Source organism: Gordonia sp. 34D, assembly GCF_056682775.1.
Genome location: NZ_CM155293.1, coordinates 1,924,035 through 1,940,644 on the forward strand (window position 1 = coordinate 1,924,035; position 16,610 = coordinate 1,940,644).

17 protein-coding genes are annotated in these 16,610 nt (G+C 64.1%); 10 read left to right on the top strand and 7 right to left on the bottom strand.

Annotated elements, in window-relative coordinates; all coding sequences use genetic code 11:
* The first annotated feature begins 7 nt into the window (after nucleotides 1-7).
* Nucleotides 8-1,228 (top strand): serine/threonine-protein kinase, encoded by a 1,221-nt coding sequence (locus tag AC1L34_RS08870; protein WP_424295007.1) that lies wholly within the window; start codon nucleotides 8-10, stop codon nucleotides 1,226-1,228.
* 25 nt (nucleotides 1,229-1,253) lie between these two features.
* Here AC1L34_RS08870 and AC1L34_RS08875 read toward each other — a convergent pair whose 3' ends face one another.
* A complete protein-coding gene (locus AC1L34_RS08875) occupies nucleotides 1,254-1,922 on the bottom strand; it encodes a response regulator (protein ID WP_424295008.1) in 669 nt (222 codons plus the stop codon).
* The gene (locus AC1L34_RS08880; protein ID WP_424321936.1) at nucleotides 1,919-3,163 is read right to left on the bottom strand and encodes a PspC domain-containing protein; all 1,245 of its coding nucleotides are present in this window, start codon (nucleotides 3,161-3,163) and stop codon (nucleotides 1,919-1,921) included. The genes AC1L34_RS08875 and AC1L34_RS08880 overlap by 4 nt, the downstream gene beginning before the upstream one ends.
* A gap of 98 nt (nucleotides 3,164-3,261) precedes the next feature.
* Here AC1L34_RS08880 and AC1L34_RS08885 point away from each other — a divergent pair, with 98 nt between their 5' ends.
* Nucleotides 3,262-4,557 (top strand): PspC domain-containing protein, encoded by a 1,296-nt coding sequence (locus tag AC1L34_RS08885; RefSeq protein WP_480035284.1) that lies wholly within the window; start codon nucleotides 3,262-3,264, stop codon nucleotides 4,555-4,557.
* Nucleotides 4,554-4,799 carry a hypothetical protein gene (locus AC1L34_RS08890; protein ID WP_424293328.1) on the top strand — a complete coding sequence of 82 codons (246 nt, stop codon included), beginning with the start codon at nucleotides 4,554-4,556 and terminating at the stop codon, nucleotides 4,797-4,799. The genes AC1L34_RS08885 and AC1L34_RS08890 overlap by 4 nt, the downstream gene beginning before the upstream one ends.
* A gap of 11 nt (nucleotides 4,800-4,810) precedes the next feature.
* On the opposite strand, the gene AC1L34_RS08895 is transcribed toward AC1L34_RS08890, so the two are convergent.
* Entirely contained in the window at nucleotides 4,811-4,981 is a 171-nt protein-coding gene (locus AC1L34_RS08895; RefSeq protein WP_424293329.1) for a hypothetical protein, read from the bottom strand.
* A gap of 30 nt (nucleotides 4,982-5,011) precedes the next feature.
* Nucleotides 5,012-6,598: a glutamine-hydrolyzing GMP synthase gene (gene guaA / locus AC1L34_RS08900; protein ID WP_424293330.1), complete on the bottom strand. Its 1,587-nt coding sequence runs from the start codon at nucleotides 6,596-6,598 to the stop codon at nucleotides 5,012-5,014.
* A gap of 94 nt (nucleotides 6,599-6,692) precedes the next feature.
* Here guaA and AC1L34_RS08905 point away from each other — a divergent pair, with 94 nt between their 5' ends.
* From AC1L34_RS08905 to cysE, 7 genes are all read left to right on the top strand, one after another.
* On the top strand, nucleotides 6,693-7,292 hold the full coding sequence (locus tag AC1L34_RS08905) for a hypothetical protein (RefSeq protein WP_424293331.1): 600 nt from the start codon (nucleotides 6,693-6,695) through the stop codon (nucleotides 7,290-7,292).
* Between the two features lie 117 nt (nucleotides 7,293-7,409).
* Nucleotides 7,410-8,882, top strand: coding sequence for an HNH endonuclease signature motif containing protein (locus tag AC1L34_RS08910; protein WP_480035285.1), 1,473 nt, complete (start codon nucleotides 7,410-7,412; stop codon nucleotides 8,880-8,882).
* A 295-nt stretch (nucleotides 8,883-9,177) separates the two neighbouring features.
* A complete protein-coding gene (locus tag AC1L34_RS08915; RefSeq protein ID WP_424293055.1) occupies nucleotides 9,178-9,792 on the top strand; it encodes a biotin transporter BioY in 615 nt (204 codons plus the stop codon).
* Nucleotides 9,785-10,480 (top strand): energy-coupling factor ABC transporter ATP-binding protein, encoded by a 696-nt coding sequence (locus AC1L34_RS08920; RefSeq protein ID WP_480035286.1) that lies wholly within the window; start codon nucleotides 9,785-9,787, stop codon nucleotides 10,478-10,480. The genes AC1L34_RS08915 and AC1L34_RS08920 overlap by 8 nt, the downstream gene beginning before the upstream one ends.
* Nucleotides 10,477-11,073 carry a CbiQ family ECF transporter T component gene (locus AC1L34_RS08925; RefSeq protein WP_480035287.1) on the top strand — a complete coding sequence of 199 codons (597 nt, stop codon included), beginning with the start codon at nucleotides 10,477-10,479 and terminating at the stop codon, nucleotides 11,071-11,073. Before AC1L34_RS08920 ends, AC1L34_RS08925 begins: the two co-directional genes overlap by 4 nt.
* A 331-nt stretch (nucleotides 11,074-11,404) precedes the next feature.
* On the top strand, nucleotides 11,405-12,343 hold the full coding sequence (gene cysK / locus AC1L34_RS08930; protein ID WP_424293058.1) for a cysteine synthase A: 939 nt from the start codon (nucleotides 11,405-11,407) through the stop codon (nucleotides 12,341-12,343).
* Entirely contained in the window at nucleotides 12,343-12,921 is a 579-nt protein-coding gene (cysE, locus tag AC1L34_RS08935; RefSeq protein WP_424293059.1) for a serine O-acetyltransferase, read from the top strand. The genes cysK and cysE overlap by 1 nt, the downstream gene beginning before the upstream one ends.
* A 41-nt stretch (nucleotides 12,922-12,962) precedes the next feature.
* Here the strand turns inward: cysE and AC1L34_RS08940 are convergent, their stop codons facing one another.
* The 3 genes from AC1L34_RS08940 to AC1L34_RS08950 are packed head-to-tail and all read right to left on the bottom strand — an operon-like array spanning nucleotide 12,963 to nucleotide 16,565.
* Nucleotides 12,963-14,711, bottom strand: coding sequence for a GMC family oxidoreductase N-terminal domain-containing protein (locus AC1L34_RS08940; RefSeq protein WP_424293060.1), 1,749 nt, complete (start codon nucleotides 14,709-14,711; stop codon nucleotides 12,963-12,965).
* A gap of 49 nt (nucleotides 14,712-14,760) precedes the next feature.
* Nucleotides 14,761-15,348 carry a TetR/AcrR family transcriptional regulator gene (locus AC1L34_RS08945; protein ID WP_424293061.1) on the bottom strand — a complete coding sequence of 196 codons (588 nt, stop codon included), beginning with the start codon at nucleotides 15,346-15,348 and terminating at the stop codon, nucleotides 14,761-14,763.
* Nucleotides 15,345-16,565: a cytochrome P450 gene (locus AC1L34_RS08950; protein ID WP_424322535.1), complete on the bottom strand. Its 1,221-nt coding sequence runs from the start codon at nucleotides 16,563-16,565 to the stop codon at nucleotides 15,345-15,347. The genes AC1L34_RS08945 and AC1L34_RS08950 overlap by 4 nt, the downstream gene beginning before the upstream one ends.
* Between the last annotated feature and the right edge of the window lie 45 nt (nucleotides 16,566-16,610).

A 16,610-nucleotide genomic window follows, 5' to 3' on the forward strand; every position in this document is an offset into this window, starting at 1 on the left:
TCGACATATGACCCACCCCACCGATGCTCCCGGCCCCTCGTATCTTGTTGCCGGACGCTACCGACTGATCCGCAAAATTGGTCACGGCGGCATGGGCGCGGTCTGGTTGGCCCACGACCAACTGCTCGACCGCGAGGTCGCCGTCAAACAGGTCCTGACCACCACCGGAATGGACGAGTCGGTCGCCGAAACCTCCCGCGCCCGTGCGCTCCGCGAGGGCCGACTCGCCGCCCGCCTATCGCACCGCAATGCCATCTCCATGCACGATGTCGCACTCGACCGCGACGAGCCGTGGCTGGTGATGGAGTACCTGCCGAGCCACAGCGTCGCCGACGTTTTACGCAGCAACGGAACCATTGATCCTATTGAGGCCGCGCAGATTTGCGCGCAGGTCGCCGACGCGATTGCCGAAGCGCACGAGTCCGGCATCATTCACCGAGATATCAAGCCGGCGAACATTCTCATTGCCAATCAGGGTCGCAATGTCGGCCTCGTCAAAATCACCGACTTCGGGATCTCGCGAGCCAAGGGTGATGCCAACATCACGGCAACCGGCATCGTGACCGGAACCCCCGCGTACTTTTCGCCTGAGGTGGCTCGCGGCGAGGAACCCGACGAGTCGTCCGACGTGTACTCACTGGGCGCCACCCTCTTCACCATGGTGGAAGGCCAGCCGCCGTTCGGAAACAACGACAACTACATTGCGACATTGCACCGCGCGGCCAGCGGTCAGATCAATCCGATCACTCGCGCTGGCGCGCTGTCACCGATCCTGCTGTCGCTGTTGGAGCCGAGTGCCGCCAACCGGCCAACCATGGCGCAATCCCGCGACCAACTGGCCGCTTTTGCCGCCAATACTCTTGGCACCACCGACAACGTGCTTACCGGGTTGATCAGCACTGCGCCGGTCTCAGCTGGCGCGGGGACCACGCTGCCACCGGAAACGAGCCGACCGACCACAGCCCGCACTGCTATCTCCGGATCGGGAGCGGCACTACCAAACCAGACGCAGGTCGCGGCCAGCGGTTTCTACGATGCGCGCAGCAATCCCGACTCGTTCCCCGGTTACCCGGCACCACAACCCGGCCAGTACACCCCGCCGCCCACGCCCTACCAGCGGCAATACCAGCAGAAGCAGAGCAGTACCGCTGGCCTCGCTGCGGCCGTGTTCGCCGTCTTTGCGCTTCTGACTGCGATCGCGGCGGGCATCATCATCCTCACGATGTAGCCCCGACGGTTAGCCGATCTGTCGGTTAGCCGATCTGTCGGTTCACCGCCCACCGAGTCAACGCATTGCGATTCGACTGCTGGGTTTTTCGCAGCACATTGGAAGCGTGCGTCTCCACCGTCTTCACGGAGATAAATAGTTCCTCCGCAATCTCTCGGTAGGTGTATCCGCGCGCCAACAGGCGCAGCACTTCCATTTCGCGTCGGGTTAGGGAGTCCAGTTCCGGGTCCAGAGCAGGTTCCGGCACGGGCGATCGGCCGGTAAATGAGTCGAGCACAAACCCGGCGAGGCGTGGACTGAAGACGGCGTCCCCCTCTGCCACTCGCCGCACAGCATCGGCAAGTTCGGCTCCGTCGATGGTCTTCGTAACGTAGCCGCGAGCACCGGCGCGAATGGTGGCGATTACATCAGTCGCCGCATCCGAAACGCTCAATGCGAGAAACACCGGAGCGTCGGAGCCGAGGGCATCGGTGACGCCGCGCAGTACGGCAACGCCCCCGCCGCCGGGCATGTGGACATCAAGTAGCACCACATCGGGTCGCAATTGCGAGATGCGTGCGACGGCCTCAGCCACGGTCCCTGCGTCGCCGACCACTTCCAGGCCAGCAACGCCCGCGAGTTCGACGCGCACGCCGGAGCGGAAGACGCCGTGATCGTCGACCAGAAACACCCGGTAGGTCTTCTCGGGGGTCATGAATCTTCCTTCGTCGGTTGGGAATCGGCTTCGGGGCCCGCTGTCGCGCGGTGCGGTCCGCGCGGGAGTTCAAGCGCGACGTTGGTACCGCGGCCGGGTTTGGCGGTGATCCGCGCCGAGCCACCAACGCGTTCCATGCGCGCCGTGATCGACTTCGAAATGCCCTGTCGGTCATCGTCAACGGCGTCGGGGTCGAAGCCTTTACCTCGGTCGCGGACGAATACTTCGACGCGATCGGCGTCGGTCTCGCAGTACACGTCAATCTTGTCCACGCCGGAATGTTTGGCGGCGTTAACCATCGCTTCGCGGGCAGCGGCCACCAATGCTTGCAGGCCATCGGCGACGGTCTTGTCACGCAATTCTTCCAATGTCACGTCACCGACTGTCACCGTCTCCACTTCCACCCCGTAGGTGTCTTCCACCTCGGCGGAGATCGCGGCGATCGCGGCGGCGAGGGATTCGCGGCGTCGTGCTTCGTCTCCCAGGAGCCACTGACGCAGTTCACGCTCTTGCCGTCGTGCCAGTTGCGCAACGACGTCGGGTTGGTCTGCACGCTTTTGAATCAGCGCCAACGTTTGCAGCACGGAGTCGTGCAGGTGGGAAGCGATGACTTCGCGTTCCTCGTTGCGGATGCGCGCGGCACGTTCGGTGTTGAGGGTTCGCCACATCCGCATCCACAGCGGGATAGTCAGCAGCAGGGTGCCAACGAGGGTGCCGAGCACCGCCAACAGTGTCGGGTTCAAACCCGCAAACGCGGTGTCCGGAGCGGCGACCAAAACCACCAGCCCACCGACGACGAGAAAGGCACCTGCCGCAAGACGCAACCAGGTGACGACGCCGCTGCGGTTTGAAAACCCGGTGACGTCCACTTCGCGCCACACCAGCGCCGCGCCGCCAAGCACCACGATCAACGCCAGCAGCGTCGACGCCGGCGTACTGGCGGCGACAAAGCCATTGAGCAGCAATACCACCACGCCGATCACAAGCAGGCCCTGCGCTTGCCGCCGCTCTCGACGGGATGGTGCCTGCGCGTCGGTGCCGGTCGGGCAGAAGAACCAGAGAAGCGCATAGGCGGCCACCCCGGCACCCGCCAGCGCTGCCAACGCGACAAAAACCACGCGCACGCGGAAAACATCAACGCCGAGATGATCGGCAATGCCGCCGCACACTCCGGCCACGATTTTGCCACCGCTGCGCCTGCGCAAGCGGTCGACGGGTGGCATTTCGACAGTCCTGGTCATTGGTTTGATCGTGTCACGAACACCGCACCGACACATCAGGGAGCATCTCAGGGTTTCACCCGATTTCCTCTGCCACCGCCACGACCATGATGGAACGCATGGACACCAAGACGCTGCTAGACCTCTGGAACACCCGGCCGGTCCGTCCTCGATCCGGCAAGACGTTGGCTGGCGTCTGCACGGGCATCGCCCGCCGCTACCGCATCGATGCCACCCTCGTGAAGATCGCGTTCCTCGTTGCTGCGTTCTTCGGCGGCGCTGGCGTCCTGCTGTACGTCGTCGGACTCATCGCGTTCCCCGCCGACAACGAGACCGCGCCGCGTCCAGTTCGGATGCGGCCTCGTCCGGCGCGCCGCGGACCGCACGGGGTGCCCTGGTACGCCATCGTCATCGGCGTGATCGCGGTGATCTCCATCAGCAACATGGGTTCATCGGCACCGTTTTGGAGCAGTGGCGGACTTCTCGGCCTGGTGCTAATGCTCCTCGGATGGTGGTTGCTCTATCAGCGCACGCCCGTCGCCCCCGCGGGGACCAGCGCGGACCAACTGCATCCCGCAGACGGCTCAGCGCCGCTTGTGCCCACCGCTTCCGCGATGACCAATCCGCTGGTAGAAAGTCCGCTAGTTGCCAATCCGATTGAGGGCGAAGCGATTCCGGCTCCATTCGAGACCCCGGTTGACGTTCCGGCCGCAACTGGGACCGACGGTGTCGACGCGCCGCCGGCGTGGGATCCATTGGGCACCGCGCGCTTTGCATGGGACCTGCCGGAGCCAGCCGCACCGCCGCAACCGCCAGCACCCAAACCCCCGAAGTCACCGTTGACGCCCATTTTCGCCGGACTTGCGGTGATCGTCGCGGCCGGCGGCACCGGCGGTCATCTGGTGGGCCTTGAGTGGTTCACCGTGGGACGAATTGCCGCCCTGGCCTTGGCAGTCCTCGGCGTCGGCATGCTCCTCGACGCAGTACAGCGACGACAGGCCAACACCAGGGCAACCGGCCTGGTGTGGCTGGCCATCATTGCCGGCATTATCGCGGTCGTGGCAACGCTCTCGACGACGGGACGACCCACCTTTGTCAACGATGGGATCGGCGAACGGTCGTACCATCCGCAGGGCGTCGAGCAACTGGCCGACACCTACGAGCTAGGAATTGGCAACACGGTCCTCGACCTGCGTGACGTCGGTCCGCTTGACCGCGACCGCACCGTCACCATCAAGCAGGGCATCGGCGAAGTGAAGGTGACCCTTCCGGACGACGTGCGCGTCAAGACCGACTGCCACACCGTTGTCGGCGATCAAACCTGCCCCGAAGGCATCGTGAACCCCGACGCCAAAACTCCCACGCTGACGGTGAAGGCCAACCTCAACATGGGATCGATGGAGATGAAGAAATGACCGAGTACAACGCAGTCGGAAACAGCGCAGAAGGAAACAACACGGTAGGCGACTCCACCACCGTCGACCGTCATCGTTCTGGGGGGATGGGGTTCGCCGGACTCGCCGCCCTCCTGGTGGCGGCATGGTGCCTGGCGGGCGGGCCTGAGACATCCGAATCGCAGCATCTCCCGTGGATCCTGCTGGCTGTCGGGGTTGCGGTCGGTGTCGGGATGATCGTGAGCGGATTCGCCCGGAAATAGCGGCCGTCAGGTTAGGCCCGCGGTCGAATGAACAGGAAGTACCCGCACGCAAAGAGCAGCACGATCCCCACGTTGACCGCGAGACGCAGCCACAGGTGATCGCGCAAGTAGGCAAAATCGACGCCGACGATCAGTGCGACCATCACCAGTACATAGGCAATGGCGATGAAGTTCTTACTCATCGCGCACCTCTCGTCAGCGTCGGTTCGCCGCTACTCCCACTCGATGGTGCCTGGCGGCTTGCTCGTGACGTCGAGAACTACGCGGTTCACGTCGGGGACCTCATTGGTGATGCGGGTGGAGATCGTCTCGAGGACCTCGTAGGGCACGCGTGTCCAGTCCGCAGTCATGGCGTCTTCGCTCGACACCGGACGCAGCACGATCGGATGTCCGTAGGTACGACCGTCGCCCTGCACGCCGACGCTGCGCACGTCGGCAAGGAGCACGACGGGGCACTGCCAGATTTGGCCGTCGAGGCCCGCGGCGGTGAGTTCCTCGCGAGCGATCAAGTCGGCTTTGCGAAGCAGGTCCAGACGGTCCTTGGTGACGCTGCCGACGATGCGGATCGCCAGGCCCGGGCCTGGGAAGGGTTGGCGCGCAACGATTTCCTCGGGGAGACCTAGTTCTCGACCGACGGCCCGGACCTCGTCCTTGAACAGGAGTCGGAGTGGTTCGACGAGCTTGAACTCGAGGTCTTCGGGCAGTCCGCCAACGTTGTGGTGGCTCTTGATGTTCGACGTGCCACTGCCGCCGCCGGATTCGACGACGTCCGGGTAAAGGGTGCCCTGAACGAGGAATTCAACCTTCTTGCCTGCGGCGGCTTGATCGCCAAGGACCTCGGAGACAGCGCCTTCAAAGGACCGGATGAACTCGCGGCCGATGATCTTGCGCTTGGTTTCCGGGTCGGAGACGCCGTCGAGGAAGCCGAGGAACGTCTCTTGCGCGTCGACGGTCACCAGGCGTGCACCGGTCGCGGCGACGAAGTCCGTCTGGACTTGCTCGCGTTCGCCAGCGCGCAGCAGTCCGTGATCGACGAAAACACAGGTCAGTCGGTCGCCAATCGCGCGTTGAACGAGGGCTGCCGCAACGGCGGAATCGACACCGCCCGACAGGCCACAAATCGCCAGCCCATCGTCGCCGACCTGCTCGCGAACGTCGGCGATCAGCGATTCGGCGATGTTAGCGGCAGTCCATGTCGGCTTGAGGCCTGCGACGTCGTACAGGAAACGCGTCAGCACTTCCTGCCCGTGCGGGCTGTGCATCACCTCGGGGTGGTACTGCACACCCGCCATCCGACGCTCAACGTTCTCGAAAGCCGCGACGGGCGCACCGGGCGTCGAAGCGGTCACTGCGAACCCTTCGGGAGCCACCTGCACGGCGTCGTTGTGACTCATCCAGACGGGGTGGGTTTCCGACAGGTCCCGGTGCAGTTTGCCTGCCTCGTCGCTGATGGTCAGCATGGTTCGACCGAACTCGCGACCACCGGTATTGGCGACGGTTCCGCCGAGCGCGGCGGTCATTTTCTGGAAGCCATAGCAGATGCCAAACACTGGAATACCCAGTTCAAAGAAGGCATCGTCGATGGTCGGCGCGTCGTCGGCGTACACCGACGACGGTCCGCCCGACAGGATGAGGGCTGCTGGGTTCTTGGCCTTGACCTCTTCGATCGTCGCATCGTGCGCGATCACCTCGGAGTAGATGCGGGCCTCGCGCACGCGCCGAGCAATCAACTGCGCGTACTGGGCACCAAAGTCGACAACGAGTACGGGACGCGGGTGGTCCGCGGAAGAATTCGTCACCGGATAAGTGTATCGGTAACGGTGCACAACGGTTATCGCTGGTCAGCCTCCCACGACCACCGTTTCTGTCGTACCCGACCGATACGGTGCCACCATGATGACCTCCTCGGACCCGTCACACGCTGGTCGACGCTCGGACAGTTCCCGCTCGTCCTCTCATTCGCGTCGCATTCACGGCCTCACGCCCGGGATGCTGTGCATCCTTCATCTGGAGACTCTCGACGTTCCGGTCACGGCGGCCGAGCGGGCCTTCTTACTCGGTAATAGCCCCGAGGCGATCATCGAGTCGGCAGATATCAGTGGCGATCAGGGCCAAGCGTGGAGCAGAAGTGCGCTGGAGGCTCGCGATTCCGATCCCGAAACCGCAACGGTGAATCTGAGCGAAGCCCGAGCCTGGTCACGCGACGCGAGCCAAGCGGCCGAGGCCCTTGCCTTCGTGAACAACTCGCAAGCTGCCGCGGTTACTTTCACCTTCGACCCTGAACTCGACGAGATTCGCCGTCAGGAAAGCGCGTGGCTTCGCGTGCACGCCGCATGCGAGGCCAAGTGGAATGAAACCGAAAACTGCCCCGTCCACGGTCCAGAAATTCGTGCGGGCATCGAACGGCAACGCCAGGCGACATTCGCGCTCCGCGAGGCACTGGATGCGGCGATGAGGGCGGCAAAGGATCGAAGATCGAAAGGCAATGCTTGATCTACGGTCACAACCGAATTGTCAGACCCTCGCGATAGTGTTCAGACAGACAAACGAACACAGAGTGAATTAGCTCACTTTGATAGTTCACGACCAGCACGCGAGGAGGTGACCCCGATGGCCGCAAACCAAGCAGTTGCGCTGCCCGACGATCCGGCCGAGCTCGCCGCACTTAGCGAGGCGGTGATCGCCAAGCTCGCCACCGCGGCGTTTACCGCCTCCACCGAGGGCCAGCTCCTCGAAACCGCCGAGATCCTCGAGCGGGCCAACCGCCGCTTCGACGGCGCCACCTCGGCTTTGCTGGCCGAGATCTCCGACCGCAGCGCCTACCGCAAGGCCGGGTTCCTGTCCTTGCATGCTTATCTTGCTGGGGGTTTGCGTCTCGGGGATGGGGAGGCCAAGCGCCGCCGGATCACCGGCGCAGGCATCGCCCGCCTGGCCAATTTGCAGGGTGAGACTCTTCCGCCGGTGTTTCCGGCCACCGCGCAGGCGGTCGCCGACGGCGCTATCGGCGCCGACCACGTGGTGGTGATCGACGAGGTGATGCGCAAGATCCCCAGTGCGGTCGACCCGCAGGTGCGGGCCGGGGCTGAGGCCCAGTTGGCCGAGGTCGCCCGCGACCTCACCCCGGCCGGGGTCCGCACCGCCGGGCACCGACTGTTGGCCCATTTGGACCCTGACGGGGCGCTCACCGATGAGCGGGACCGCAAACGGCTCCGCCAGTTCGGGCTCGGCGGGCAAGACCAACGCCTGATGAGCAAAGTTCGGGGCTACCTCACCCCCGAACTTCGGGCCCGGTTCGAGGTCATGTTCGACTTCTGGGCCAAGCCCGGAATGAACAACCCCGCCGACCCAGCCTCCCCACGCGGGGCGGCTGAGGCCGCTGATCCGGCCGCCCTCGCCGCGGCGGCCGAACGCGATGACCGTTCGCTCGGCCAACGCCAGCACGACGCCCTGCTGGCTCTGCTGGAGGCCGAGCAAGCCCTGCGGCCCGGCACCGGCCGGGCCCTGTCCTCGGAGTTGGTCATCACGGTGACCGACCGGGAGTTGGCCGAACAGGCCGGAGTCGCCCTCACTGCGACCGGCACCCGCGTTCCAGTCGGCGAGCTCGTCGACCTCGCCGCGAATGCCACCCCGCATTTGGCGGTCTTCGCCAACTCCACCGGCCAGCCCCTCTACTTGGGGCGGGGGTCGCGGTTGGCCAACAAACCCCAACGCCTCATGCTTTTCGCCCGCGACCGCGGGTGCACCGCCCACCACTGCAATGCCCCGTTCGCCCGGACCGAGGCCCACCATTTCCCGGACTGGGCCGATGGTGGTCCCACCGATGTAGACCATTTGGGCGCCGCGTGCGGACGCCACAACCGCTCGGTCGGCAAGAACGTCGGGGCGTGGGAAACCAAACTCGTTGTGGACGGCCCCGCCCGGGGCCGGGTCGCCTGGCGACCCCGCACCCCCGGCAGGCGTGCCGCGTGGCGGGTCAACCCGACCCACCACGCAGAGTTGCTTCCCGTGAACGGCCCGCACGGGCCGCCGGCTCCGGAAGATTCTCGGCTCGAGGCCCACCTCGAACAACTACTAGGGGCTTAACCACCCGACCAGCCAGAAATCGGCAGGTCGGGGGGGTTCAGTCACGCCCACAGAAACAACCCAACAAACGCAGATTGGACAGCGAGTCCATCGATACGAGGGTTGACATCGATACGAGGGTTGACATCGATACGAGGGTTGGGCGGGGCGACTTCTGAAGAGCCCTCCGCAGCGACGAAGCGCTAGCGAAGGAGCGAGGACTGCCGAAGCAGAAGTCGCCCCGCCAAACCCAGACAACCTGTACAACGTACAGGCCCGGTGACGTACCGATATCCGGGGCGAATACGATGTTCACATGACGAATCCCTCCCCAGAGATCGCGGACACTCGACGCTGGTGGTCGCTGACCACCGTCGACCTCGCGCAAGCCGCGGTCTTCGCCGCGCTGATCGCAGTCCTCGGCCTCGCCCCGGCGATCAATCTCTCGGCAGGTGTGCCGATTACGCTGCAGACCCTCGGCGTAATGCTGGCGGGTGCTGTCCTCGGACCGAAGAAGGGCACTCTCGCCGTCGCCATCTTTATGGTTCTAGCGATTGCGGGCCTACCGATTTTGGCTGGCGGCCGTACCGGATGGGTGGCATTGAACTCCCCGACCGGCGGCTATTTCCTCGGGTTCCTGCCCGGCGCCCTGGTCGTCGGCCTGCTCACCGCCTACATGATGCCCCGCTACAACATCATTCTCGGCATCATCATCAACTTCATTGGCGGCGCCATTGTTATCTACATTTTTGGCATCACCTATCAGATGATTCGCACGGACCTGGGTCTGTGGAAGCTCATTACCTTGAATGCTCCGTTCTTGATTGGTGACACGATTAAGGCGGTTATCGCCGCCCTGGTCGCTGCGCCGGTCCATCGTGGCCGTCCCGGTCTCATCACTCCGCTGCGGTCGAAGCGTAAGAGTGTCTGACCAGGATGGCTCCATCCTCTTCGAGGGCGTTGAGCATGCCTTCGGAGATCGAGTTGTGTTGCGCGGCATCAACCTCGAAATCCGCGAGCATCGTGTCGGGATCGTCGGCGCTAATGGCAGTGGCAAGTCCACCCTTGCCCGAATGATTAATGGACTTGTCCTCCCCGACCGCGGATCGGTCACGGTGAACGGGCTCGACGTCCGCAAAAATAAGCGCAAGGTGCGCCGCGACGTCGGCTTCATTTTCTCCGACCCGGACCGGCAGATCATCATGCCGACCGTCGTCGAGGACATCGAATTGTCCCTGTCGCGAATCATCTCGGATAAGGCGCAACGAAAGGCCCGCGCCCATGAGGTTCTCGCAGATTTCGGTCTTGCCGGACACGCCGACCAGCCGACGCATCAACTCTCGGGAGGGCAGAAACAGTTGCTGGCACTCGCGGCCGTCATGGTGGTGGGCCCCAGCATTCTGGTAGCCGATGAGCCGACCACGATGCTCGACCTCCGGAATTCGCTCATGCTGCGAGAGACTTTTACCGAACTCTCCGAGCAGTTGGTGGTCCTGACCCACGACCTCCCCATGCTCGATGAGTTCGATCGCGTTATCGTCCTCGATGACGGACGGGTGATTGCCGACGACGCCCCGGCTCCGGCGATTGCTTTTTACCGGACGTTGATGAGTCGATGATCGGCGTCTACGTTCCCGGAAATTCGCTGCTGCATCGACTGCCGGCGGCTTTCAAAATGCTCGCCCTGATGGCGGCGATCATCACCGTTGCGGTGGTGGTCCGGACGCCGATGGCTGCGTGGATCGCTCTCGCGGCTACGGCCGCGGTGTTTCTCATCGCGATGATTCCGTTCCGTGCCGCGTGGTCGCAGATCCGTGGCCTGCTGTGGCTGCTTGGTGTGCTGTTCCTGTTTCAGTGGATCGTCACCGACCTTTCGCGTGCGTTCGTCGTGACTGCGATTCTGCTTGCCTCTGCTGGGCTGGCGGCAGTCGTCACGCTCACCACTCGCACCACCGATATGCTCGACGCGATCATCGGCGCACTGCGCCCCGTGGAGCGTTTCGGTGTCCGCACCGACCTCATCGCCATGACGTTCGCCCTGACCATCCGCAGTATCCCGCTCATCGCCGATGTTCTCTCGCAGGTAGACCAGGCACGGCGTGCGCGGGGCCTCCGCGCTGGCCCGCGAGTTCTGCTGGCGCCCACCGTTCTTGCGGCCCTGCAGACGGCGGACGGGTTCGCCGAAACCCTGGCCGCGCGCGGCATGGATTGACCGGTTCGGTGCCACTTCCGCATTGCGCGGAACAACTGCTGTCGCCGACTTGTTAATCTCAATAGTGACGGCCTACGACGATGAGGAGAACGCGGTGGAGATCTTCCCGCACTTGTCGCGCGCTCTGTTCGCTCATTCCGCGTATCTGCTGACCGATCACTGTCTGTAGAGCGCCCGATTTCCGTGTGCCGAGCCTGTTCGGCACTCGTTTTCCGGCGCTCACCCCTCAGCCCGCGTTCCGATGCATTCGCATCGAACGCTTTTCACCGCCCCCGATCCACCCTGTACGGACGCCCGCGCGCGTCCACCCAAAACACTCTGAGGAATTGACATGTCGCCCAACGTTTTCGACGACGCCACCGCTCTTATCGGACGCACCCCGCTGGTGCGCCTCAACCGCATCACCGACGGTGCCGGGGCTACCGTCTTGGCGAAGCTCGAGTACTACAACCCGACCAACTCGGTGAAGGATCGCATCGGCGTCGCCATCGTCGACGCTGCCGAGGCCTCGGGCGAACTACCTCCGGGCGGCACCATCATTGAGGCCACCAGCGGCAACACCGGCATCGCGTTGGCGATGGTCGGCGCAGCTCGCGGCTACAAGGTGGTACTCGCGATGCCCGAGTCGATGTCGAAGGAACGTCGCGCGCTGCTGCGCGCCTTCGGTGCCGAGCTGCTCCTGACCCCGGCCGGTGAAGGCATGGCTGGCGCAGTGTCCGCTGCGGAAAAGGTCGCCGCCGAGCGTCCCGGAGCGGTGCTGGCTCGCCAGTTCGCCAACCCCGCTAACGCTGACATCCACCGTCGCACCACCGCGGAAGAGATCTGGGCCGATACCGCCGGCGATGTCGATGCGATCGTGGCCGGAATCGGCACCGGCGGCACCGTTACCGGCATCGGCCAGGTGCTGAAGGACCGCAAGCCAGACGTCAAGATTTACGCTGTCGAGCCGGCCGAGTCGGCCATCCTCAACGGTGGTGCACCCGGCCCGCACAAGATCCAGGGTCTCGGCGCCAACTTCATCCCCGAGGTACTCGACCAGACCGTGCTGGACGAAGTCATCGACATTGATGCCACTACCTCGGTCGAGTGGGCTCGTCGTGCGGCCACCGAAGAGGGGCTTCTCGTGGGGATCTCGTCCGGTGCCGCTATTGCCGCCGCCGTCCAGGTCGCAAAGCGCCCGGAGTTTGCCGGCAAGACGATCGTTGTTGTGCTCCCCGATTTCGGTGAGCGCTACCTGTCAACCCTGCTATTTGAAGGATTGGTGGACTGATGTCCAAGCTGTCGCGATTGCGCGAAGAGTTGCTCGAGGACCTGCGAGTCGCTCAAGAACGGGATCCGGCAGCTCGATCGGCATTCGAGATTGCCCTCGCCTACCCCGGGGTGCATGCCGTCTGGATTCATCGACTCTCGCATCGGCTCTGGAATTCCGGCATGGTGGCGAAGCTGCCCGCGCGACTTCTGTCGCAACTCGGGCGCTTCGTCACCGGCATTGAGATTCATCCGGGCGCGGTGATCGGTCGACGACTATTCATCGACCATGGCATGGGCGTCGTGATCGGTGAGACGACCGTCATCGGCGACGACGTCCTCATGTTCCACGGCACCACCCTTGGCGGTGTGAGCATGTCGAAGGGCAAGCGCCATCCGACTGTCGGCAACCGCGTCCTCATTGGCGCGGGCGCCAAGGTCCTGGGGCCGATCAGCATTGGCGACGACGCGAAGGTCGGCGCCAATGCGGTTGTCGTGCACGACATTCCGGCTGGCAGCGTAGCTGTCGGACCCGTGGCGACCACCCGCGGACGCGTCACCCAAGCGGACCCCTACGCTGACCCCGCGCTCTACATCTAAGGGCCGGACTACCGATCAGGTAACACCAAAGCCGGTGACGGTCAGGCCGTCTCGACCGACTTCGGCTTGTTCACCGGCGTGATCGACAAGCGGAGCGCACCCGGCGCGCTGGCTGGCACGACCGGCGCGTTGGGTGCCACCGGATCCAAACGGGTGTACGCCTCCCCCTGTGCTGGGCGCGTATCGGCTTCGCCCTTGTTGGGCCAGAGTGACGCTGCGCGTTCTGCTTGCGCACAGATCGACAGCGACGGGTTCACACCCAGGTTTGCGGTGATGGATGCGCCGTCGGTGATGTGCAGCGTCGGGTAGTTCCACACGCGGTGGTAGGGATCGATGACGCCGGAGGTTGGTTCGTCGGAGATCACGCAGCCACCGAGGTAGTGCGCGGTGAGCGGCATGTTCGCGACGTCGCCCCAGGTACCCCCCGCGAGACCGCCGGGCAGTTTGCGTGCCATGCGGCGCGTCGCCTCATTCCCCTTCGGGATCCACGTGGGGTTCGGTTCGCCATGTCCCTGCTTGCTGGTCACGTAGCGGAACGGGCCGCGCTTGCGAACAAAGGTGGTCAGCGAGTTGTTGCTGGTTTGCATCACGAGCGCAATAACGGTCCGCTGGCTCCACTGCCGCACCCAGAGGAGGCGGATCAGCAGCAGCGGGTTCTTGATGATCTCTTTCAGCGCCTGCCCGAGCCGGTTGGGGACACTGCCACCGTCGGTCAGGATGGTCTGCAGGTAGGCGATGGCGTTGCTGCCCTTGCCGTAACGCACCGGTTCGATGTGCGTGGTGCTCTCCGGATAGAACGACGACGTGATCGCGACGCCCTCGGAGTAGTCGCTGGCGGGGTCGTACTTGCGGGCCATTGCCCCGAGGATCGACTCCGAGTTGGTCCGGGTCAGGACCCCAAGCGAGTCCGACAGCTTCGGCAGGGTCGAGCCTTTGGCCGCGTGCATCAACTTTTGGGTATTGAAAGTTCCTGCCGCCACGATCACCTGTCCGGCACGGAAGGTACGACGCCGTGCGCCGAACGGACCCCACGACGACGATCCGTGCGTCGACACCGTCCACGACCCGTCAGCATTCTCGACGAGGCCGTCGACGGTAGTGCGGTCGATGATCTTCGCGCCGTTGCGTTCGGCGAGACCCAGGTAGTTTTTCATCAGGGTGTTCTTGGCACCGACGCGGCAACCGGTCATGCAGGCACCGCACTCGGTGCAGGCGGTGCGGTCGGGGCCCGCGCCGCCGAAGTACGGGTCGGCGACCTTTTCGCCGGGGGCACCTTCGCCGCCCGTCTTGGCGCCGAAGAAGACACCGACCGGGGTTGGGCCAAAGGTTTCGCCGACTCCCATGTCCTCGGCGACTTCCTTCATGACGCGGTCAGAGTTGGTGAAGGTCGGGTTTGTGACGACTCCGAGCATGCGACGCGCCTGCTCGTAGTGGGGTGTCAGTTCGGCTTCCCAGTCGGTGATGTGATTCCACTGCGGATCGGTGAAGAACGGCTTCCCCGGCTTGTAGAGGGTGTTCGCGTAGTTCAGGGAGCCACCGCCGACACCTGCACCAGCCAAGATCATGACGTCCTTCAGCAGGTGCATGCGCTGGATGCCGTAGAGGCCGAGTTTGGGAGCCCAGAGCCATTTGTGAAGGCGCCAACTGGTCTTGGCAAACTGGTCGTCTTCGAAGCGTCGACCGGCTTCGATTACCCCGACCCGATAGCCCTTTTCTACGAGGCGGAGCGCGCTGACGCTGCCCCCGAATCCGGAACCAATGATGAGAACGTCGAAGTCAGTCTGCGCCATAAGTGATCATGCTAATGATCATTGGCGAGGTATCAAAGTAAGCGCAGGCTCAGTAGTTACCCGCCGGTACCCCGGTGGAGATCACCCCGGGGGTGACGAACTGCGAAATCATGGCGCGTTCCTGCTCATCCGATTCGCCGGGAACCGTCAACAGCGAGACGATCACCCGTATCACCCACCGTGCGGCCAACTGGTTGTCCGGCGTGCCCGGCCCCAGGAAGGCTCCCGCCGCCTTCTCGATCAGCTCCGACGACAACGCCAGCTCCGTGGTGACCCCCGCGCCGCGCGGCACAAACCACACGGCCAAGGCCCGATCTCGGCGAACCCGGTGCAGTGCCGCCAGAATCGACGAGGTCAGTCGCTCACCCGGGTCAGCAAGGTGCGCCACCCCCGCCGCCACTTCGGCCCCGATACGCCGCGCTACCCGCTCCACGTAGGCCAACTGCAGTTGGGTGCGACCGTCGAAGTAGCGGTAAAGCGTGGCGCGCGAACATCCGACTGCCGCGGCAATGTCCGACATGGATGCTTCCGCGCCGAGCTCTTCAAAGACCTGCTCGGCGATCGCCAGGATTCCGTCCTGCACCACTTCGCGACGCGCACCGCGCATCCACTCGGTGCCTCGAGGTTGATCGCTCATGCCGTGAACGGTACCGACACCGGTCGTCGGACATAGTTTCCGGTTGCCCACTCGATTCCGTCGACGTCGACCGCGAAATCAGGGCAGCGTTTCAGCAACTCTTCCAACGCAATTCGCGCTTGCATCCGCGCCGCCGAAGCACCGAGGCAGTGATGCGCCCCGTGACTGAAGGTCAGGATGTTCGACGGGTCGCGATGCACGTCGAGTTCCCCCGCGTTGGGTCCGTACATGCGCTCGTCGCGGTTGGCCGACCCGTAACAGAGCAGCACCTTGCGGCCCGCCGGAATTGGCACACCTTCGATCTCGACGTCGGCGGTGGTGGTGCGACACAGCCCCTGCACCGGCGAGGTGAGCCGTAGAAGTTCGTTGACGGCAATCGGTAAGATATCCGGTTCCCTCAGCAGCACCTCGCGCTGGTCGCGATGCAGGGTGAGGAGCGCTGAGGAACCGCCGAGCATGCCGGTAGTCGTGTCGTTGCCACCGGAGACCATCGTGAACGCGAACGCCAATACCGACAGCAGGCCGCCGGGGTTTCCCTCCGGATCGTCAGCTAGGCCAGCCGCCACCAAATGCGACACCGTGTCATCACCGGGATGATTGCGACGAAAGTCGATGAGGTCGGTGAAGTACGCCATCAATCCCATCACCGCGCCTGCTGCCCCCTGCGCGGCCGCTCCCATGTCGGCACCGGGGTTGGCGGCGACGATGGCGTCGGTCCACTCATCGAACTGGCTGCGGTCCGCTTCTGGTACGCCCAAGTAGTGCGCAACCACCATGCTCGGTAACGGTTTGAACAGGTCGACTGCGATGTCGCCGCCGCCGCGGGCCGACAGGTCTTCGAGTCGCTCGGAAACAAACTGGCGGACAATTGGTTCCAGCGTGGTGACCTGCTTGGGCGTAAATCCGCGAGCCACGAGCTTGCGAAAGTCTGTGTGCCCCGGCGGATCTTGCATCACCATCGGCGGGTTATCTTGCAGCCCAATCTTTTCCAGCTCGCCGTAAGTCACGGTGAGACCCTGTGCGGAGGAGAACGTCTCCCAGTCGCGGGCCGCCGCCATCACGTCTTCGTGACGCGTGAGCACGTAGAAGTCCGACTCCGGATGCTTCTCCGGCACTACGTGATGCACCGGGTCGTTGTCCCGCAGTGCGGCGTACATGTCGAACGGATTGCGCCAGGAGTCGCCAGATCGGAGCGTGTACGACAAAGTCTCGGTCATGTCTTAAGACTGAGACAAATTTACAATACTGTCAATAGGTTGGGG